This is a genomic window from Symbiobacterium terraclitae, from assembly GCF_017874315.1.
Classification (GTDB): Bacteria; Bacillota; Sulfobacillia; order Symbiobacteriales; family Symbiobacteriaceae; genus Symbiobacterium; species Symbiobacterium terraclitae.
Genome location: NZ_JAGGLG010000026.1, coordinates 1 through 20,598, shown reverse-complemented (window position 1 = coordinate 20,598; position 20,598 = coordinate 1). Strand labels below are relative to the sequence as shown.

The 20,598-nt window shown below is 69.9% G+C and carries 15 protein-coding genes; 8 read left to right on the top strand and 7 right to left on the bottom strand.

The window, feature by feature from the left end; all coding sequences use genetic code 11:
- Positions 1–34: 34 nt before the first annotated feature.
- Positions 35–1,216, bottom strand: coding sequence for an MFS transporter (locus J2Z79_RS13535; RefSeq protein ID WP_209467431.1), 1,182 nt, complete (start codon positions 1,214–1,216; stop codon positions 35–37).
- Positions 1,217–1,378: 162 nt separating this feature from the next.
- Here J2Z79_RS13535 and J2Z79_RS13530 point away from each other — a divergent pair, with 162 nt between their 5' ends.
- Positions 1,379–2,065 carry a DUF881 domain-containing protein gene (locus J2Z79_RS13530; RefSeq protein WP_209467430.1) on the top strand — a complete coding sequence of 229 codons (687 nt, stop codon included), beginning with the start codon at positions 1,379–1,381 and terminating at the stop codon, positions 2,063–2,065.
- A gap of 154 nt (positions 2,066–2,219) precedes the next feature.
- Here J2Z79_RS13530 and fdhD read toward each other — a convergent pair whose 3' ends face one another.
- From fdhD to J2Z79_RS13500, 6 genes are all read right to left on the bottom strand, one after another.
- Complete coding sequence (fdhD, locus tag J2Z79_RS13525; RefSeq protein ID WP_209467429.1) at positions 2,220–2,966, bottom strand: formate dehydrogenase accessory sulfurtransferase FdhD; 747 nt, start codon at positions 2,964–2,966, stop codon at positions 2,220–2,222.
- Positions 2,967–2,981: 15 nt separating this feature from the next.
- Positions 2,982–4,016 (bottom strand): aldehyde ferredoxin oxidoreductase N-terminal domain-containing protein, encoded by a 1,035-nt coding sequence (locus J2Z79_RS13520; RefSeq protein ID WP_209467428.1) that lies wholly within the window; start codon positions 4,014–4,016, stop codon positions 2,982–2,984.
- 36 nt (positions 4,017–4,052) lie between these two features.
- Positions 4,053–5,234 carry a polysulfide reductase NrfD family protein gene (locus tag J2Z79_RS13515; RefSeq protein WP_209467427.1) on the bottom strand — a complete coding sequence of 394 codons (1,182 nt, stop codon included), beginning with the start codon at positions 5,232–5,234 and terminating at the stop codon, positions 4,053–4,055.
- Positions 5,231–6,022, bottom strand: a complete 792-nt coding sequence (locus J2Z79_RS13510; protein WP_209467426.1) for a 4Fe-4S dicluster domain-containing protein — start codon at positions 6,020–6,022, stop codon at positions 5,231–5,233. The genes J2Z79_RS13515 and J2Z79_RS13510 overlap by 4 nt, the downstream gene beginning before the upstream one ends.
- Before the next feature lie 4 nt (positions 6,023–6,026).
- A complete protein-coding gene (fdnG, locus tag J2Z79_RS13505) occupies positions 6,027–9,083 on the bottom strand; it encodes a formate dehydrogenase-N subunit alpha (protein ID WP_209467466.1) in 3,057 nt (1,018 codons plus the stop codon).
- A 507-nt stretch (positions 9,084–9,590) separates the two neighbouring features.
- A complete protein-coding gene (locus tag J2Z79_RS13500) occupies positions 9,591–10,298 on the bottom strand; it encodes a ZIP family metal transporter (RefSeq protein WP_209467425.1) in 708 nt (235 codons plus the stop codon).
- Positions 10,299–10,500: 202 nt separating this feature from the next.
- Between J2Z79_RS13500 and J2Z79_RS13495 the strand changes: the two genes are divergently transcribed.
- The 7 genes from J2Z79_RS13495 (at position 10,501) to J2Z79_RS13465 (ending at position 19,588) form a co-directional block, all read left to right on the top strand.
- Complete coding sequence (locus J2Z79_RS13495; protein WP_209467424.1) at positions 10,501–11,805, top strand: hypothetical protein; 1,305 nt, start codon at positions 10,501–10,503, stop codon at positions 11,803–11,805.
- Positions 11,806–11,940: 135 nt separating this feature from the next.
- The gene (locus J2Z79_RS13490; protein WP_209467423.1) at positions 11,941–12,816 is read left to right on the top strand and encodes a LysR family transcriptional regulator; all 876 of its coding nucleotides are present in this window, start codon (positions 11,941–11,943) and stop codon (positions 12,814–12,816) included.
- Between the two features lie 97 nt (positions 12,817–12,913).
- A complete protein-coding gene (locus J2Z79_RS13485) occupies positions 12,914–14,374 on the top strand; it encodes a nicotinate phosphoribosyltransferase (protein WP_209467422.1) in 1,461 nt (486 codons plus the stop codon).
- 524 nt (positions 14,375–14,898) lie between these two features.
- Positions 14,899–16,101, top strand: a complete 1,203-nt coding sequence (locus J2Z79_RS13480) for an MFS transporter (protein ID WP_209467421.1) — start codon at positions 14,899–14,901, stop codon at positions 16,099–16,101.
- 7 nt (positions 16,102–16,108) lie between these two features.
- Complete coding sequence (locus J2Z79_RS13475) at positions 16,109–17,599, top strand: GDSL-type esterase/lipase family protein (RefSeq protein ID WP_209467420.1); 1,491 nt, start codon at positions 16,109–16,111, stop codon at positions 17,597–17,599.
- Entirely contained in the window at positions 17,581–18,546 is a 966-nt protein-coding gene (locus tag J2Z79_RS13470) for a GNAT family N-acetyltransferase (RefSeq protein WP_209467419.1), read from the top strand. The genes J2Z79_RS13475 and J2Z79_RS13470 overlap by 19 nt, the downstream gene beginning before the upstream one ends.
- A 19-nt stretch (positions 18,547–18,565) precedes the next feature.
- Complete coding sequence (locus J2Z79_RS13465) at positions 18,566–19,588, top strand: SGNH/GDSL hydrolase family protein (RefSeq protein WP_209467418.1); 1,023 nt, start codon at positions 18,566–18,568, stop codon at positions 19,586–19,588.
- Positions 19,589–20,598: the final 1,010 nt, after the last annotated feature.

Below are 20,598 nucleotides of genomic sequence, written 5' to 3'. Positions count from 1 at the left end.
ATAACACATCTGAAGCACCGCCGCAATGCAAGGCTCATTCCCGGCTGGTCCGCACGGGCGGAAGCACCAGCGTCAGCAGCAGTGCGGGGATCACCAGGCACGCGATGATCCGCATGACGACCGTCACGCCGAAGTGGTCGGCCACCACGCCCAGGATGGAGGTGCCGAGCCCGCCCATACCGAAGGCGAGGCCCAGGTTGAGGCCCGAGGCCAGCCCGAGGCTGCGGGGCATGTACTCCTGGGTCATCACCAGCGTGGTGGTGAACGTCGACACCACCAGGAAGCCCGCCCCGAACAGGACGATGAGCAGCGGCCAGCCCCGCAGGAAGGAAAGAATAGCCTGCAGGGGAAGCAGCAGGGCGAAGGAGGCGACGAGCACCGGCTTGGTGCCGAAGCGGTCGGCCAGCGGGGCGCCCAGCAGGGTGCCCAGCACGCCGGCCAGCAGGTAGGTCATCTGCACCAGCCCGGCGGTGGCGACGGGGTTCTGCAGCACGTCGATCCAGAAGAAGGGCAGGTAGGTCGCCATGCCCAGGTGCATGACCGAGCGCAGGATCACCACCAGGGTGATCAGCACGGTGCCCTTCCAGTTGGTGGCCGCGTCCCCGGCGAGCCCGTTCCGGCGGGCCGCGGCCTCCTGCTCGTGGGCGCGCCAGCGGGGAAGCAGCCGCAGCAGCCAGGCGGCCAGCACCAGAGGCAGCACGGCCGCCCAGGCGGTGCCCCGCAGCCCGAAGGCGGCGATCAGCGCCGCGGCGAAGGCCGGCCCCAGGGCGTAGCCCAGGTTGCCGCCCACGTTGTAGATGGCCATCGCCAGCGCCCGCCGGCCGCCCGCCAGGTTGTGCGCCACGTGGGCCCCTTCCGGGTGGAAGGCGGCGCTGCCCAGCGCGCTGATGACCACCGCCGCCAGCGTGAGCCAGTAGCTGGTCACGAAGCCCACCGCCGCGAGCCCCAGCCCGCCCAGTGCCAGGCTGAGGGGCAGCAGCCAGCGCATCTCGGACCGGTCGCTGATGATGCCGAAGACGGGCTGCGTGAAGGTCGACGTGAGGTTGGCGAACAGGGGGATGAGGCCTACCATCCCGTACGAGAGGGCGTATGCCTCCCGCAGCGCCGGCAGGAGCGCGATGATGGCGCCGGAGGTCAGGTCGACCACGCCGTGGGTGAGACTGAGCACGAGCAGCAGGGCGAGCGCGGGCCGGTTGGCCGCTGTCGCCGGGTTCAACGTCTTGGGTCCTCCTCCCTTGCAGTGCCGGTTGCGCTATGTGTGCGTTCGTCCCCCGCCCGGCAAGTTCCTCCCCCGCCGCCCTGGAGGAGTACGGGCGGCAGGGGCGAAAACAAGCTAGACGGTTGCTCCAGCAATGTGCCACCGGAAGTGAGGGAACCCGTGAAGAACGCGAAGTGGGCACTGGGTCTGGTCATGATGTTCCTCGGCCTGCTCCTGACGACCCAGTTCCGGATCACCAGCCAGCAGAACCTGGACCCCACCCGGATGCGGGCCGAGGAACTGATCGCCGCGCTGACCGACCGGGAAGAGGAGCTGGCGGCGGCCCAGGAGCGCATCCGCGCCCTCGAGCAGGAGGTCGCGGAGCTGCGCCGGTCGCTGGCCTCGCCCTCCACAGCCGCGCAGTTGGAGCGGCTGTCGCTGCTGGCCGGCACGACGGAGGTCACCGGGCCGGGCGTCGTCGTGACGCTGAGCGAGACGCCGGAGGCGGTCACCGCCATGAACCGGGTGACCGACGAGGACGTCTGGCGGGTGGTCAACGAGCTGTTCACCGCCGGCGCCGAGGCCATCTCGGTGGGCGGCGTGCGCCTCTCCGCCGTCACCGGCATCCGGAATGTCGGCGAGCGCATCCTCGTGCACGAGACGATGATCTCCTCCCCGGTGGAGATCCACGCGATCGGCGATCCGGCAGTGCTGGACGCCTCGCTCAAGCTCCGGGGCGGCGTGATCGACCTGCTCTCCCGCTGGGGGATCAAGGTCGTGGTGGTGCGCAGCGAAGAGCTCGTCCTGCCCCCGGTGCGGACGCTTCCCACCTTCCGCCACGCCACGCCCACCACGAGCGGGTCGTAGGCGCGTCCTGGCACACCCCCGGCCCGTCGCGCTCACGCCGGGACAGCGGCCTCGGCAGTCTCATCCGCCGCCGGCCGCGGGCACCCGGCGCCGCATGGCGCAAACAAGCAGGGCTGTCACCCTCCGGGGTGACAGCCCCATTTGTCGTTCTCCACTAGGTCAAGATCCGCCCGCTCCGGGTGTAGATCACCAGGTGCTTGGGACTGCGGGCGTAGCCCATCAGGTCCATCCCCAGGTGGGTGGCCAGCCGCACGGCCTGGTCGGTGGCCGCGGTCAGCGTGGCGCCCACGGCGATCTGCGCCCGGCCCAGCTTGGTGGCCGCCTCGTAGGAGATGCGGCCGGAGCTCAGCGCCGCGACCTGCGTGAAGTCCCAGCCTGCCCGGAGGGCGGCGCCGATCGCCTTGTCGAGGGCGTTGTGCCGCCCGATGTCTTCCCGGACGATCAGCTCGCCGGTGGCCACGTTCTTCAGCCCGGCGGCGTGCACGCCGCCGGTCGCCGCGTAGAGCGGCGTGTTCTGCTGCATCTCCTTCACCCAGGCCAGCAGGTCGTCCACCCGCACCGCCAGGGGATGGTCTACCTTGCGGAGCAGCAGGGCGTCCTTCAGGGAGCTGAAGGTGACCCCCTTGCCGCACCCGGCCGTGAGGTAGCGCTTGCGGGTGCCGGCGTCCGGCAGGTTCTCCAGGCCGGGCAGGTCCGCCCAGATCATGCCCCGGTCCTCGTCCACCGAGAGCCGGGCGACCTCCCCCAGATCGCGGATGATCCCCTCGCCGAAGAGAAAACCGATCGCCCAGTCATCGAGATGGCTGGGCGTCGTCTGCAGGGTGACGACCTCCTGGTCGTTGATGTACAGCGTGGCCGGCCGCTCCACCGGCATGGGCGGCTGGTGCTCCTGGTCAGGCATGGAACCCCTCCTCCGTCAGCCGACGTCGGCCAGCAGCCCCTTCGTGGCCACCAGGGCCGAACGCAGCACCTCGCCTGGGCGCTCCCGCCAGACCCGCTGGCAGGTGCCCAGCAGGTCGGCGACCCCGATGCCGCCCCGCTTCTTCGGCGGCGGCAGGGCAGGCAGGATGCGCGCCGCCTCCGGGCCCAGCCGCTCCAGGGCGGCGGCCTCGCCGTCGGCGAAAATGGCCCCGACGCCGCGCCGGTAGGCCATCTCCGTGAGGAGTTCGACGGGCTTGGGCAGCATCCCTGCAGCCACCAGGGCGGCGGCCCACGCGGCCAGCCGATCGGCCGTGGGCGCGTCCAGCCCCAGGTCGCCGGCCCGCCCCGCGTTGGGCGTCAGCTTCGCCGGGCAGGCGAGGGTGCAGCCCGTGCAGCGGGCGGGTACATCCTGCGTGTCCCGGACCATCACCGCCTTCAGCCGCTTGGTGCCCAGGGCGCAGGCGACGCCGCTGCCGCCCGCGAAGTGGCCCTCGTGCACCATGGTGGCGAAGGGCACCAGCTTCTCGGCCGCGGGCCCCAGCACCATGTTCGCCCAGTACGGGCCCGCGCCCAGGAGCAGCTCCCGGGTGACGTCGGGCACCTCCAGGCCGGTGAGGTAGCCGGCGTCCAGCACCCGCACGCCGCCCGGCTCGATGACCAGGACGCCGGGGCTGTCCAGCTCGCCGTCGAGCACGACGGCGTCGTAGCCCGCCCCCTTGAGCGCAGCCGCCATCCGCCCGCCCATGGAGGAGAACACCGGGCGCCGCTCGCCCTCACCGCGGCGGGAAGGCGCCCAGGCGGCGCCCAGGGCGAGCCGGCCCGCCATCTCCTCGGAGAGGGGGCCGGTGGCCAGGGCGACCCGCGGGGTCGCCCCGGCCCGGGCACCTGAGGAGTCCGCCAACAGCCTCGCCACGAAGCCGGCACCGCCGATGTAGCGCTGCTTCAGTGCGAGGGGCGTGGGCTCGACGCGGGCGGTCCGCTGGGTCAGATCCACATAGAGGATCTGCTCGGCGTACTCCCAGGGCACCATGCGTTCTCCCTCCTCAGGCTGTCTCGTGCGGCCCGCCTAGTCGCCCGTGGCCTCCAGCGGCTCGGCGGGCTGCTGCTCCCGCGGGCCGAGGATGGAGGGCAGGGTCTCGACGAACCAGGTGTAGATGACCACCGTGCCGGCAGTGGCGCCGACGGTGAAGAGGACCTCCGGCAGGGTCGGCCGGTACTCGGCGCCCAGTGCGCCCATCACGGCGGTGAAGCCGACGTTGAGGCGCAGGGCGATCATGCCCAGCGTGACCAGGAGGCCGCCGGTGACCAGGCCCCGCTTGGTGAACCGGGCCTTCGAAAAGAGGATCGCGATCGGGGCCACGTAGCCCAGCAGGATCTCAGCCCACCAGAGCAGCGTCTCGGTCCGCGCTGCGAAGAGCAGCCCGAGGTTGCCGTCCATGGCCAGCACCGCCAGCCGCCAGGCCAGCACGAAGGTCAGGATGCCGGCGGACCAGGGAGCGAGCCGGGCCAGCAGGCCGGTCTCGAACTTCGTCTTGTAGTAGCTGCTCGTCCAGCCCTCGATCACCATCATCAGGCCGAGGCCGGTCGCGATCGAGGTGAGCAGGTAGACGTAGTTGATCCACGGGTGGTACCAGAGCGGATCCAGCCGCCGGCCCAGGATCATGAACAGCGTGCCCAGCGACGAGTGGTGCATGGTGGAGAGCAGGATGCCGAAGAGCACGAACCCCGGCAGGATCTTGTGCAGCGCGTGGTCCAGCTTGTGGACCAGCTCGCTCCGCTGCTCCTCCGCCACCCGGCTGATGTTCTCGAAGAAGAGCACGATCAGGTAGAGCGCCACGCACCAGGCGATCTCGAACAGCGGGGAATGGAGGTTGCCGCCGAAGATCAGCGGGTTCGGCAGCCGCCACGGGATGCCGATGTCGAACGCCAGCCGTGCGCCCATCGAGAGGTACATGATGGCCGCCCAGATCACCGCCCGGCGGTTGAGGTACTCGTACCGCTCGCCGCCCGGAGTGAAGTAGCGGATGAACGCCATCACGAAGCCCGTCGCGCCCAGCGGCACCACGACAACCACGTCGAAGATCTTCCAGAGGCCCCACGGCATCGAGTCGTTCAGGCCGGTGCTGGCGCCGAGACCCACGAAGAGCCGGTACACCGCCACCGCGGCGGCGGCCAGGAACAGGGCCAGGAGCACCGCCTTACCCGGCGTGATCCGCCAGCGCCACCAGCTCATGCGCGTCGTCGTCACTCCGCACCGCCTCCCTTCTGCTCCGCCTCAAGCCTGGCCCTGCGGTTGGAGTAGGCCAGGAGCCCCAGCGAGAGCACCGCCGCGCCGCCCACCAGGGCCGGAAGCTGCCGCATCGCCTTCCAGGTGAAGCTGGGCACCGGATCGGTGGTGACGTCGGTGTTGAGGGTCGTCAGGTCCAGCGGCACGTGCGAGATGTACATCACCGACGTCCCGCCGGCCTCGTGCTCGCCGTAGACGTGGTCGACGTACTTGCCGCCCCCGTTGGCAATCCGCTGCTTGGCCAGCTTCAGGAGCTCATCCCGCTCGCCGAAGAGGATCGCGTCGTTGGGGCAGGTGGCTGCGCAGGCCGGCTCCAGGCCCGCCTCGATGCGGCTGTAGCAGAGGTTGCACTTCCGCATGCGGGGCACGACCCGGTCGTACTCGTACTTGGGCACGCCGAAGGGGCAGCCCAGCTGGCAGTAGCGGCAGCCGATGCACTTGTCGTGGTCGATGGTGACGGCGCCGTTCTCCTGCTTGTGGATCGCGCCCGCGATGCAGACCGACTCGCAGGCCGGCTCCAGGCAGTGCAGGCAGCCGGTCTTGGTGAAGGTGGAGACGGTCCGGCCGTCCACCTCGGTGGTGAACCACTCGATGGTGGTCCAGGTGTACGCCGAGCGCTTCTGCGGGTTGGTGAAGTCGCTCCCCAGGCTCGTCTGCTCGCCGGGCAGGTCGTTCCACTGCTTGCAGGCCACCTGGCAGCCCCGGCAGCCCATGCACTTGGAGAGGTCGATCAGCATTCCGTATGCCATGAGCTTACCCCCTTACCGGGCCGGAGCCGCCGGCCTTCCTGATGTTGCAGAGGAACGCCTTGTACTCGGGAATCTGGGTGTTGGCGTCGCCCACGTGCGGGGTGAGCACGTTGGCCGATGCGCCGGTGAACATGCCCATGTAGCCCCAGTGCCACGGCATGCCGACGATCTCGGTCTCCCGGCCGTGCACCTTCACCGGGCGCATGCGGGGCGTGACCATCGCCGGGGCCACCAGCGAGCCGCGGGCGGTGGTCACCTCCACCCGGTCGCCGGTACTGACGCCGAGCTTGGCGGCCAGGCTCGGCGAGATCTCCACGAACATGTCGGGCATCATCTCGCCCAGCCACGGGAGGGACCGGGTCATGGCGCCGGACTGCCAGTGCTCGGTCACGCGGTAGGTGGTGCAGATGTAGGGGAAGTTGGGGTCGGCGGGCGGGGTCAGCTGGCCGAACTCGCCCTTGCCGGAGATGATGGCGACGGGGTTGAACTGCCGCTTGTTCAGCTTGTTGGCAAATGGCGACTCCACCGGCTCGTAGTGTTCGGGGATGGGGCCGTCCTTCATGCCGGACGGGGCCCAGAGGCCGCCCACGCCCTCCGCCATCATGATGAACGGGTTCTGCGCCGAGACCGCGGGCGGGTTGGTGGCGACGAAGTCCGGCACGTCCTGGGCGACGAACTTCTCACCGTCCCAGCGGAAGAGGGGCCGCTCCGGATCCCAGGGCTGGCCGTTCTCGTCCACCGAGCAGCGGTTGTAGAGGATGCGGCGGTTAACCGGCCAGGACCAGCCCCACCCCAGGTGGGTGCCCAGCGTGGTACCCGGCTCGTCCTTCACCCGGCTGCGGCACTTCGGGTTCTCGAAGTCGGCGAAGTAGCCGGAGTAGATCCAGCAGCCGCAGGCGGTGGAGCCGTCGTCCTTCAGGTTGCCGAAGGTGGTCAGGCCCTGCTTGTCATCCCAGGTGTAGCCGTTGATCTCGAAGGCCACCTTCTCCGCCGACGGGTGGCCGGAGCCGTCGTCGTAGTCCCAGTGCAGCTTCAGGATGGGATCGGGGAAGGCGCCGCCCTCGGTGGCGTAGAGCTCCCGGATCTTCTTGAAGAGCCGGTCGGCCATCCAGAGGTCGTCGTGGGCGTCGCCCGGCGGCTCGACGGCCTTGTCGCGCCACTGGATCAGGCGGCCGGAGTTGGTGATGGTGCCGCACTTCTCGTAGGAGGCGGCGGCCGGCAGCAGGAAGACCTCGGTCTGGATCTCGGCGGGGTTCATGCCCGGGCCCTTCCAGAAGGCGGCCGTCTCGGTCTCGAACAGGTCGGCCACCACGAGCCACTCCAGCTTGCCCAGCGCCGAGCGCTCCTTGGAGACGTTGGGACCGCCCACGGCGAAGTTCTGGCCCCAGGCGAAGAGGCCCTTGAGCTCGCCCCGGCCCATCGCCTCGAAGATCGACATGTGGCTGTGGTCGCGGCCGTCGACCTTGGGCAGGTACTCGTAGCAGAAGTCGTTCTCAGGCGTGGCGTGCTCGCCCCACCAGGCCTTCAGCAGCGAGGCGATGAACTTGGGCCGGTTGGTCCAGTAGCCCGACTTGGGGGTGGTCGCGTTGTACGCCGCCAGGGTCGGGTGGGCGGCCGCGGTCGTCATCGGCAGGTAGCCCGGCAGGTTGCCCCAGAGGAGCGCCATGTCGGTGGAGCCCTGCACGTTGGACTCGCCGCGGTGGGCGTTCACGCCGCCGCCGGGGATGCCGATGTTGCCCAGGAGCAGCTGGAGCATCGCCACCGCCCGCACGTTCTGCGAACCGTGGGACGACTGGGTGATGCCCATGGCGTACATGATGTTGCCCGCCTTGTCCGGCCGGCCGGTGGAGGTGAAGAGCTCCGCCACCTCCAGGAACTGCTCCACGGTCATGCCGCAGGTCTCCGCCACCATCTCGGGCGTGTAGCGGCTGTAGTGCTTCTTGAGCAGCTGGAAGACGCACTGCGGGTCCTGGAGGGTGGGATCCTTCTTGTAGTTGCCCTCCTCGTCCCGCTGGTACTGCCAGGTCGCGGTGTCGTAGGTCACCTGGCCGTCCTCGCCCACCTTCGCCCCGGAGAAGAGGCCGTCCTCGAACTTGAAGTCCGGGTGGATGAGGAAGCTGGCGTTGGTGTACTTGGCCACGTACTCGTGGAAGTAGCGGCCGTGGGTCAGGGCGTAGTTCATCAGGCCGCCCAGGAAGGCGATGTCCGTGCCCGGGCGGAGCGGCACGTAGAGGTCGGCGACCGCTGCCGTGCGGTTGAACTTGGGATCGACGACAATGAGCTTGGCACCCCGCTTCTCCCGCGCCTTGTTGATCCAGCGCATGGAGATGGGGTGGTTCTCCGCGGGGTTGGTGCCGATGACCATGAACACGTCGGTGTTCTGGTAATCGACCCAGTGGTTGGTCATCGCTCCACGTCCGAATGAGGGGGCCAGACCGGCCACCGTGGAGCTGTGTCAGAGACGGGCGTGGTGTTCCACGCGCACGAGGCCGAGCGCCCGCATCATCTTGACGAGGGCGTAGTTCTCCTCGTTGTCCAGGGCCGCCGAGCCGATGTGGGCCATGGCGAAGGTCCGGTTGACGGTGACGCCGTTTGCGTCCTTGGTCTCAAAGGTGGCGTCGCGGGCCTCCTTCACCTTGCGGGCGATGCGCTCAATCGCCCAGTCCCAGTCCTTCTCCTCCCAGTCGGTGCCGCCGGGGGCCCGGTAGAGCACCTTGGTCAGCCGGCGCGGGTTCGGCACGTACTGGTTGTCCTTGCCGGCCACCAGGCGCAGGTTCATGATTGAGGCGCCCTTGGGACAGAGCGTGCCCTCGTTGATCGGGTGCTCGGGATCGCCGTTCACGTGAACGACCTCGCCGTCCTTCACCCAGACCTGGATGCCGCAGCCGACGGAGCAGTAAGGACAGATGGTCTTGTAGTCCTTTGCGCCCTCCAGCTTCAGTTGCTCCGCGGTCTTGGCCTCGGCCGTACCGCCGAGCTCCAGGAGCGAGAGCGCGCCGCCCGCCGCCAACGTGGTCTTGAGCAGATCGCGTCGGGTTAGGGTCAAGTCTTCCACCCCCATGTGGTCGATCGAAACCATCCTGCCGAAGAAGTACTATGCCGGTATGAGATTCGTCGGCCGAACGGTTTACACTCAGGATACCTTCTGGCTACAGACCTCGAAATATGGCAGGGTGGCGGTTTTCGGATGGCACCAGTTGGCCCCCGGGTCTAATTGTTAGGCCGCTCACAAGTTCGGCGGTGATAGTGACCCCCTTCACAATCCGGATCACCCGCACGGGAAGTGCGCCGTTCGGACGGGTATGTTTGCGCCGGATTCCAGGCTGTCAAGCCCCTTTATGCTCATTTCTTGATAGTTTTCTGTTAGAATTGCACGGTCATGCCGAGCGGCGGGCAGTGGATGGGTCATACCCCACCGCCTTCTGTCCGCCGCCGTTCGAACCCGGTTTCTGTTCGGCTATAGTGATTTGGTGTATAGTCCTTTGTGCTATAGGGTCTATCCTCCGTTTTTGTTACGACTATCACGAGCATAGCACAAGGGTCCTGTTGTGCCGTTTCCGCTGTGCTCCTAATGCGCGTGGCCCGCGCCGCCGGCGCGCAGCATGACCAGGACCAGCGCCATCCCCACCAGCGAGAGCCAGACCAGCCCCCGCCGCCGCAGCACCTGAGGCAGCAGCTCGGTCGCGCCAACGTAGAGGATGCCCCCGGCGGCGATCCCCAGGCCCTGGGGCCCCGCGGCGGCGGTCGCCCCGCCGCCCAGGTAGCCCAGCACGCCCCCCGCCACCGTGGCCAGGGCGGTCAGCACGAGGCTGGACAGGGCCCCCCTTGGCGAGCCGGTGGCGGTGAAAAAGAGCGCCGCGCCGCTGATCCCCTCGGGGATCTTGTGCAGCATCAGCCCCATCACGACCAGGCGCGCCGCCGGACCGCCCCCCCGCACGGCCAGCCCGAGCGCCACTCCCTCGATCAGGCTGTGCAGGCTCATGCCCGCAAAGGCGGGCCAGAGCGAGGCGGTACCCTCCTCGCCGTGGTGCCCCGCGCCTGTGAGCACCCGGAGCAGCAGGAAGAGGGCGAAGCCCAGCGCCAGGAACTCGGCCCCGCCGGATGTGCGGGCCGCGGCGGGCACCAGCGAGAGGAGCGCCGTCCCCAGCAGGAAGCCGGCGCCGAGGGCCGACACCTGATCGGCCTCCCCGCGGAGGTCGGCCAGGCGGAGTGCGACCCAGCCGCCGGCCACGTGGACCAGGGCCGCAGCCAGCGACACCAGCGCAACGAAGCCCATCGCACTCCCCCCTCCGGGCATGTATACGCGCGGCCGGACGAGCTGAGAATGCCGCCGCTCCGTGCCGGCCCGGACGTACCGTGACACGACTGTTGCAGGAATGTAAGGCAGTTCCCTCCCACTATAAGGTCAATCGCAGGAAGGCCGTGGCGGCGGGCGCTACACTGGGGGACAGATCTACCGGATAGGGAGGGCACGACGCATGTTCCGCAGTTTCGTATCACGTGCCGCCGCGCTCCTGGTCGCCTGTGCCGCCCTGGCGGGCCTGGCCGCGCCCCCCGCGGCCGCGGACACCGGTGCGGTGCGGCCGCCCCGGCACCCGACCCAGCCGACCGAGGTGGTGATCATCGGCACCATGCACTCGGCACAGCTGGAGTATGAGGAGCACAGCCCGGCGCGGATCCGGGCGCTGCTGAACCGCATCGACCCCGCCGCCGTGGGCGTGGAGACGCCGCCCCAGTGGTTCGAGCACGACGTGTACTTCGAGATCGCGTATGAGTCGTACGGGGTCGCCGTCCCCTGGGCGCAGGAGAAGGGCAGGGAGGTTCGGCCGGTGGACTGGATGCCCAGTGTGATGGAGCAGGCCGGCGCCCTCGCCTGGCCGTCGGTGAGGCCCGAGCCGGGCTCCACCGGGCAGGGTGAAGAGCGCCTGACCGAAAGCGACCTCCTCGCAGCCTGGGAGGTTCCCCCCCTGCTCTTCGCCGACGCGCCGGAGTGGCGCGACGGAATCAACCAGATCTACGCCAACGCAGACGCCAACCCCAACCCCTACGGCGAGGCCATGCGGCGCTACATGCTCTACCGCAACCTGATGATCGCCCGGGAGATCGTCAACATGGCCGCCGACCATGAGGGCCAGCGGGTGGCGGTGCTGATCGGCGCCGCCCACAAGCCGGATCTCGACCTCATCCTCTCCACGGTTCCCAACATCGTCGTCCGGCAGGCTTCCGAGTGGGCCGGGGTGACGGAGGCAGAGGTGGCGGCTGAGGAGCGCCCGGAGGACCACCTGGCGATCCTCTGGTACAACCTGGCCGGCAGCCGCGTGCAGCCCGCAGCCGTCGATCTCGCCCGGATGGACCGGCTGCTCTCCGGGCTGGAGAAGGAGAGGCCCGGCGATCCCGAGGTCCGCTTCCTGCGGGCCCGCTGGCACCACGTGAGGGGCGACGCCGCCCGGGCGGTGGCGCTCTACCGCTCCCTGGCCTGGGCCGAAGCGTGGGCGGACCGGCCGTTCACCTTCCCCGACCCCGGCCTCTCCCGGCGGGTCGCCGACTGGTGGAACGGCAGCCTCCCGGCGGGAGAGCCCGTTGAGCCCGGTCTGGACAACGTCTTCTCCCCGGTGGCCAACCTGACGGTCCGGCAGCGGGTGCTCTATGAGCTGGCCGTGCAGGAGCATGACCTGGCAGCCCGAAGCCGGGCCCGGTCTGATCTGGCGGCCGAGCCGCTGAACGCCCGGCAGCGCCAGCAGTTGCAGCAGTTGCTGGACGCCCCCGCCGCAGAGCAGCCGTAAGAGACGCCGGCAGCCGAAGCCCGAAGTCGCCCGCGCCTGCAGGTCAAGACCCTGCAGGCGCGCAGCGCGCCGGTAGGGACTCGGCCGCAGACTGCCGAAACTCATAGGCGGACGAACGGTGGGAGGGACTTCAAGTTGCTGCACCTGCTCGAGAGCTTCTGCGCCGCCGCCGAGACCGGCAGCCTGAGCAAGGCGGCCGAGGCACTGCACCTGTCCCAGCCGGCCATCACGCGGCAGATCAAGTCGCTGGAGGCCCAGCTGGGGGCGGTGCTCCTGAACCGCACGCCCCAGGGGGTGGAGCTGACGCCCGCCGGGCAGGCCGTGCTGCCCCACGCCCGCGCGGCCCTCGCGGCCGTGGCCGCGTGCCGTCATGCGGCCGCCCAGGCCTCGGGCACCGGCCCAGGCCGGCTCCGCATCGCCGCCGGGATGATGATCACCCTCTACACCCTGCCCCCCGTCATCGCCGCATTCCGCGCAGCCTACCCCTCGATCCCCGTGGACCTGCTGCCCGGCCACCACCAGGACGTGCTGGAGCAGCTCATCGAGTACAAGGCCGACGTCGCCTTCATCGCGTCGGACGTCTCCGCCCCGGAGACCAAGGCCATCCGCCTCTTCTCCGACCCGCTGCTGCTGGTGAGCCACCCGCAGTCGGAGCCCGTCGAGCGGCTCGCCGACCTGGAGGGGCGCACCCTGCTGGTGCTGCACCCCCGGGCGGGCATGCGGCAGGAGGTGGAGCGGGCGCTGGCCGAGCACCGGGTGACCTGCCGGCTGGTGGAGCACCCGACCGTGGAGACGATCAAGACTGCCGTCATGCTGCAGATGGGCGTGGCCATCCTCCCCGCCTCGGCCGTGCGGGAGGACGTGCGGGCCGGCCGCCTGGCCGCCCGGCCCATCGCCGACTGGCCGGGGTCCAGCCGGACGGTCCGGGCGTTTGTGCGCGCGGAGGGAACCCTGCCCGAACAGGTGAGGGCATTCATCCACATGGTCAAACAGCACTACCGCGAAAGTTGACCTTTGTTTTGACGCCCTGGCACTTCTGCGCTATCCTCTTGGATGGAAAACAAGGCTGCCGACCAAGGCCGACAGCCTGCGGAAAGCAGGTGGATCCATGCGCTCCCCCACGCCTTCTGAAGGGCTTCTGGCAGACGAGTACGCACTTGAGATGATGCGCGCCTACTGGCTGGCCGGTCAGCACCGCCGCCGGGTGGTCAAGGAGGTCTTCTTCCGCAAGGCGCCCTTCCGCGGCCGGCTGGCCCTGGCCGTGGGCATCAACCAGGTCGCCGAGTACCTGACCCAGCTGCGCCTGTCGGAGGAGGACCTGGAGTACATCGCCTCGCTGGGCTTCGAGCCGGAGTTCGTCGAGCACCTGCGCGGCCTCCGGTTCACCGGCGACATGCACGCCGTGACCGAGGGGACCTTCGTCTTCCCCGGCGAGCCGATCATCACCCTGGTGGGCCCCATTGAGGAGCTGACCTACGTGGAGGCCCGCATCCTGAACATCGTCAACCCGCAGACGCTGGTCGCCACCAAGGCCTTCCGGGTCGTGGAGGCCGCCCAGGGCGACCCCGTCCTGGAGATGGGGCTGCGCCGGGCGCAGGGCGGCGACGCCTCCATCTACCACAGCCGGGCCTCCTACATCGCGGGCGTGGCCGCCACCTCCAACCTGGAGGCCGGCCGCCTCTTCGGCGTCCCGGCGCGCGGTACCCACGCCCACGCCCTGGTGATGCTGGGCGGCGACGAGAAGGAGGCCTTCCGCCTCTGGGCGCAGTCGCAGGTGAAGCTGGGCCGCGCCCCCACCTTCCTCCTGGACACCTACGACTCGCTCCGCTCCGGCCTGCCGAATGCCATTGCCGTGGCGCAGGAGATGGGCATCCGCATCGGCGCGGTCCGGCTGGACTCCGGCGACCTGGCCTACCTCTCGAAGAAGTGCCGCCAGGTGCTGGACGACGCCGGCTTCAAGGACGCCAAGATCATCGCCTCGGGCGACCTGGACGAGTACGTCATCCGCGACCTGAAGCTCCAGAAAGCGCCCATCGACATGTGGGGCGTGGGGACCAACATGGTGGTCGCCGCGGACCAGCCCGCCCTGGGCGGCGTCTACAAGCTGGCGGCCGTCGAGGAGAACGGCACCTGGTCGCCCCGCATCAAGGTCTCGGAGAACCCCGAGAAGGTCACCCATCCCGGCGGGCCGAAGCAGCTGATCCGCTTCCGCAGCCGGGAGACCGGCTACTACCTGGCCGACCTGCTGATGCTGCCGGACGAGCCCCTTCCCAAGCCCGACGAGCCGTTCCTGATCTTCGACCCGGTCCACACCTGGAAGCGCACCTGCCTGCGCAACTTCACGGTGGAGAACCTGCTGGTGACCTACGTCCGCGGCGGCAAGCGGGCGCTGCCCGAACAGAGCCCGGCCGAGGTGACAGCGGCCGCCCGGGCGCGGGTCAACACCCAGCGGGAGCGTTTCTACGAGGAGATCCAGCGGCTCACCAACCCGGCGGACTACAAGGTGGACCTCTCGGAGCCGCTCTGGAAGCTGAAGATGCAGATGCTCGACGCCAGGGGAAGGCAGTGACCCTGACCGTGCGCCCGCGGGCCCGACGCCCGCGGGCTTCCTTGTCGCACGGAGTAGAGGAATTCTCCACTATACAGTGGTGTTGAGGAGGAAATTCCCGCGATCGGTGGAAGAAGGTCTTATCGCCACAGTCCGGGAGGCCTCGCAACGTGCCGAACCCAAGCCGCCCGTCCCCGACCGACGCCGCACCAGCGGATTCCGACGCCGTCCCGACGCAGACAGACGCCTCCCCGACGCAGGCGGACGGCGCAGCAGCGGATTCCGACGCCGTCCCGACGCAGGCGGATGGCGCAGCAGCGGATTCCAACCCCGCGCCGACTCGCAGAGACACCTCCTCAACGCTGGTGGACACTACCGCAGCGCAGGCCAAAGCCGCCCCAGCGCGGGCCGTTGCCGCCCAAGCAGGTTGCGGCGCCGCGTCCGGACCGTCGGGCTCCGGGCCCGCACAGGCCGGTAACACGCCGGAGCGCGGCAGAACCACCCCCGCACAGGCGGGTCTCACCCCCGCACAGACCCGGCTCGCCATGCAGGCCGCCGTCGCCGAGGGGGCGCTGTTCGCGGTCTTCTCCGGCGCGATCGGCGGCAACCTGCTCACGGCGTTTCTGCTGGACATGGGCGCCACCAACGGCCAGATCGGCCTCCTGAACGCCCTGGGGCCGCTGACCAGCCTCTCCACCCTGTTCGCCGCCTACGTGCTCACGCATCTTCCCCGGCGCAAACCCTTCATGGTGGGGATGGCCTTCTTCCACCGCACCCTCTGGGCGCTGGCGGGCTTTATCCCCCTACTGCTGCCTTCCGGTGCGCAGGTGTGGGCCTACCTCGCCGTCTACTTCGCAGCCAACCTGGGCATCTCGCTGGCCGGCCCGGCGTGGCAGTCGATCATGGCCGACACCGTCGCCCCCGACCTGCGGGGCCGGTACTTCGGCCTGCGCAACGCTGTGGTGCAGGTGGCCACCATGGCGACGGTGCTCTGGGCCGGCCGCTACCTGGACGCGCACCCCGGCCCGTCCGGCTTCCGGACCCTCTACCTGGTGGCCCTCGGCGCCGGCCTGCTGAACGTCGGCGCGTTCCTGGTGCAGCCCGAGCCACCGTACATCCGGCGGGATCCCGGGAACCCCTGGCGCCACCTGGCCCTGCCGTTCCGGTCCCGCCCCTTCCTCGCGGCGGTGCTCTTCACCTCCGGCCTCAGCATGGCCGGCGCGATGGTCAGCCCCTTCTACACCGTGCAGATGCTCAGGGTTCTCCACCTGAACTACGGCCTCGTCACGCAGCTCTCGGCCGTGGGGACGGCCACGGCCATCGCCGCCCACCTGGGCCTCGGCCGGCTCGTGGACCGCGCCGGCGAGGAGACCGTGCTGGGGCTGCTGCCGTGGCTCAGCATCGTCCCGGCGGCCTGCTGGTTCGCCGTGGGCCCGGACAGCGTGCTGCTCCTCTACCTGATCTCCGTCCTGCAAGGGGTGATCGGCGCCCTGCAGAGCCTCGTCATCTTCAACGTCAACCTCGGAATCGCCCCGCGGGCCGACCGCCCCGTCTACCTGGCGGCCTTCTCGGCGGTCAGCGGCCTGGGGGGCTTCGTCGCGCCCGTGCTCGGCGGCGCTGTCGCAGGCCGGGGCGGCCTCTTCCCGCTCCTCTGGCTCTCCATCGGTGCGTACCTGCTCCTCGGGCTCGTCTGGCAGGGTATCGTCCGTCCCCGGGTACGGGAAGCAATGCAAGCAGGGAAGGCGTGATGCGCTCATGCAGCTGCGCCCTGAGGACCGCGTGCTCTTCTACGGCGACAGCATCACCGAACAGCACCTCTGGACCCTCTACCTGGAGAACCTTCTCCTGTGGCACGAGCCGTCGCTGATCATCCGCAACCGAGGCTGGGCGGCCAACCGCGCCGCCGACGGGCTGGCGCGGTTCGACCGCGACGCGGCACCCCTGGCCCCGACCTGGCTCTTCGTCGCCTTCGGCATGAACGACGGCCAGTACCAGCCCCCCTCCCCCGCGCTGGCGGCGGCGTATGAGGCTGCCCTCACTGGGCTGGTCCGGCGGGGCCGCGCCAGCGGGGCCGGGGTTGTCCTCTGTTCGCCGCCTGCCGTGGACGAGGCGCGCGACCCCGTCCTGGCCGGCTACAACGAAACGCTCGCCCTGCTGACCGACCGCTGCCGGCATGTTGCCGAGCGGGAGGGGGCGCGGTTCGTCGACCTCTTCCACCCCACCCTGGCGGCGGGACCGGGCCTCAGTCCTGACGGGATCCACCCCGCCACCCGGGGGCACCTGATCATGGCCCGCGCCGCGGCCCGTCAGCTGGGTCTCGGCGATCGGATCGGGCTCCTGGAGGACGGCACGCCGGACCCTTCGCTCGACTGGCGCAGAGCCGCCCCCCTGGCTCCGGGGCGCTGGTCGGTCTACGTGGACGGGGAGCGCGCCGGCAACTACACCGCGGACGAGCTGAGCCGAGGGGTCTCGCTGCGGGGCGGCGGCCTGCGGGCCCGCGCCCGGGCGGTGATGGCCCTGAGCCAGGCCCTGTGGCAGGTGGAGCGCGCCGCGTGGCGCACCTGCGGCCCCCTGGGCTGGGACGAAGCCCGGAACCCGGCCGGGGCCGCCGCCCTGCAGGCGGTTGCGGCGGAGCTGGAGGGCCGGCGCCGCCGGCTGCTGACCCAGCCCTTCGCCGTGGAGGTCCATCCGGAGATCCCGGTGGCGCTGGGCCCCTGGGAGGTCTCCGGCCCCTACTTCCCCGACGCGCCAGAGGCGCTCATGACCCGGCGGTTCCCGCCGGAGCCCGCCGGGCAGGCGCCGGAGCCCGTCGGGGATGCGCCAGAGCCCACCGGGAAGGCGCCTGACGCCGTTGAGGGTTCAAACGCGGTCCCCGGAGAGTTCCTCCCGTGGAAGGTCGCCGAGACCGCGGGTCCCCAGGGCTTCGTTGACCTGCAGCCGCTCTGCGGGCCCGTCAACCGCGCGGTGGCGTACGCCCGCTGCACGTTCACCGCCCCCGGCGCAGGCGAGCTGATCCTGCACCTGGGCTCTGACGACGGCTACCGGCTCTGGCTGAACGGCCAGCAGGTAGCGGAGGTGCCGGTCTTCCGGGGCTCCGCACCCGGACAGGAGGTATACCGGCTCCCCGTGGCGCAGGGCGAGAACCGTCTGCTGCTGCGCATCCACCAGGGAATCGGCGACTGGAACTTCTACGCCACCGCCTATCTGAGGACGAACGGAGGATCGTCGTGCACAACCGACCGCTGACCCCGGACCTGCTGCCGCAGGCCGTGGACCTCTGGAACCGCGCCCTGGGCGCCCACTTCCCCATGCGCCCCGGGCTCCTCCTGGCCAACCTCTGGGAGGAGCCCAACTTCGACGCCGAGGGCAGCCGGGCCGTCCTGGACGGCGACCGGCTCGTCGGCATGATCGCGCTGAAGCGCCGCACCGCACCCATGGGCAACGCGCCGGCGGACCAGAAGGGCTGGATCTCCGCCCTGGTCGTGGACCCCGATGCGCAGGGGCGGGGTCTGGGCAGCGCCCTACTGCGTGACGCCCTCGAACACCTGCGCCGCTTCTCCACCGAGCCGGTGGGAATCGGCGGCGACCCGGGCCACTTCTTCCCCGGCATCCCCCTCGAGTGCCGGCCGGCCCTGGACTGGTTCGCCCGCCGCGGCGCCTACCTGGGCACCCTGGCCTGCGACCTGGCCAACCGGGAGATCGCCGACTACGCGCACCCCGGGGCCGCACTGGAGGCGATCGGCCGGTCGCCGGAGGTGGTCTACCGCCCGCTTGGGGCCGGCGAGGAGGAGGCCGTGCTCGCCTTCATGTGGCGGGAGTTCCCCGGCCGCTGGGCCTGGGAGATGGAGCAGCACCTCAACCGGGGCGGCGACCCCGAGGACGTGATGGTGGCGGTGGACGGCGGCGAGGTGGTCGGCTTCGCCCGCATCCACACCCACCGCTCCCGCCGCTTCGGCCCGGGCATCTACTGGGCGCCGCTCTTCCCCGGCGCCCACGGCGGCCTGGGGCCCATAGGCGTCGGAGCCGCCCAGCGGGGCCGGGGCATCGGGCTCGGCCTCCTCTCCGCCTCCATCGCCGAGCTGCGCCGCCGCGGCGTCGAGAGCGCCGTTATCGACTGGACCGTGCTGGTCCGCTTCTACGGCATCGTCGGCTTCCGGCCCTGGAAGTGGTACGTGACCGCGTCCCTGACTTAACCTGCGGGGGAATGCCAGCATGACATGGATTGCCGCCAGCGAACCGCCGCTGCAAGTCGCCGGGCTGCCCTGGATGGCCGAGAACGGGGGCAGGTTCCTGCGCCTGCCGGAGCGGGCCAGGGCACAGGTGCGCCCGGAGATCTGGTGGCTCGCCCGGATGCCTTCGGGCGGCCAGGTCCGGTTCCGTTCCGACACGACCTCCATGCGACTCCGGGTGAGCCACACGGAGCACGTGCACATGTGGAACATGCCCCGCACCGGCCACAGCGGGATCGACCTCTACGTGGGCGGCCCGGGCGTGCAGCGCTACTGGACGAGCACCACGCCGCTGGGTGAGAGCCCCACCTATGAGAGCCAGCTCTTTGCAGGCCTTGCACCCGAAATGCGGGAGTTCACCCTCTACCTGCCCACGTACAACGACCTCACCGCTCTCCAGATCGAGCTGAGCCCCGGGGCGCGCGTGGAACCCCCGTCCCCGTTTGCTCTGGACCGCCCCGTGGTCTTCTACGGCAGCTCCATCACCCAGGGCGGCTGCGCCTCCCGGCCGGGCAACGGGTACGTCAACACCCTCGGCCGCCTGTTGAACGTGGAGGTGGTCAACCAGGGCTACTCGGGCAACGGCCTGGGCGAGCCCGAGGTGGCCGCCCTGCTGGCCGAGCTGGACCCGGCCTGCTACGTGCTCGACTTCCACTGTAACGTGGAGACCGCCGAGGGGCTGGAGCAGGTCTACTACCCGTTTTACCGCATCCTGCGGGAGGCACATCCAACGGTCCCCATCGTGATGGTCAGCATGCTGGAGCTGCCTCAGGAGTTCTACCGGCCCGAGGTGCGGGAGAAGCGGCTGGGTCAGACCAGGGTGATCCGCGAGGCCTACGGGCGGGCCATCCGGGAGGGCGACGACCAGCTCACCTTCGTGGACGGCTCCTGGCTGCTGGATGCAGAGACCGAAGGCGCCTATGTGGACGGCGTCCACCCCACCGACCTGGGCTTCGCCCGCATGGCCCGGCGGCTGAAGCCGATCCTGCGCTCGGTGCTCTTCTGAGGCGGTTCGGCCGCCGCACACTTCGGTCCGGCGCCTCATCGGGGGCGGTTCGGCTGCGGCACGCTGCGGCCGGGTGGCTCATCGGGGGCGGTTCGGCCGCCGCACAGCTGCGGTCCGGCGCCTCATCATGGGCGGTTCGGTTGCCGAACAACGGCGGTCCGGCGTCTTATCGGGGGCGGTTCGGCTGCCGCACAACGGCGGTCCGGCGCCTCATCAGGGGCGGTTCGGTTGCCGAACAACGGCGGTCCGGCGTCTTATCGGGGGCGGTTCGGCTGCCGCACAACGGCGGTCCGGCGTCTTATCGGGGGCGGTTCGGCTGCCGCACAACGGCGGTCCGGTGGCTCATCGGGGGCGGTTCGGCTGCGGCACGCTGCGGCCGGGTGGCTCATCGGGGGCGGTTCGGCTGCCGCGCAGTATCGCACCACAAAGGCACTCTGGCCCGGGGCGAGACCGCCGCGGGCGCAGGATGTAGACGAGACCCTGGTGCGCGCTCGCCGGCACCCGCAGTTGCCGGGTTATTGCTAGCCGGAGAAATATGGGGAAATCTGACCGCTGTTTTTCACGAGATGCAGGGAGAATTTCCCTATATTCACGTTATGTAGATTTGGCCCCGGCGAACTTCAAGTCGAACACTGCCACCTTCTGTCGAAAACGCCTCTACACGGGGGGCTTCACCCGGTTAGAGGCTGCGCGGTGCCTCCCAGACGGCGCGATAACGGGAAGATTTCCCTGCATTTCGTGAAAAACACAGGGAAAATCTCCCCATATTTCCTGGAGCCTATTTTCGGTCGGTCGCAGTCGAGCAGCGTCTGCAGGCTGGCGGCGGTTCATGGACGCCAGCTGGTACTGCAGCGCACGTGCAGCCGGCGCCCTTCGCGTCTCCACCAGCACCGAGGAAGCTTTCTATACAACCTGAGGGGCTGTCCCAAAAGTCATCGAGGATGACTTAGGGACAGCCCCCTTTTCTTTTTGTCTAAATACAAAAGAAGCCGCCCTTCTGTTACAATGGA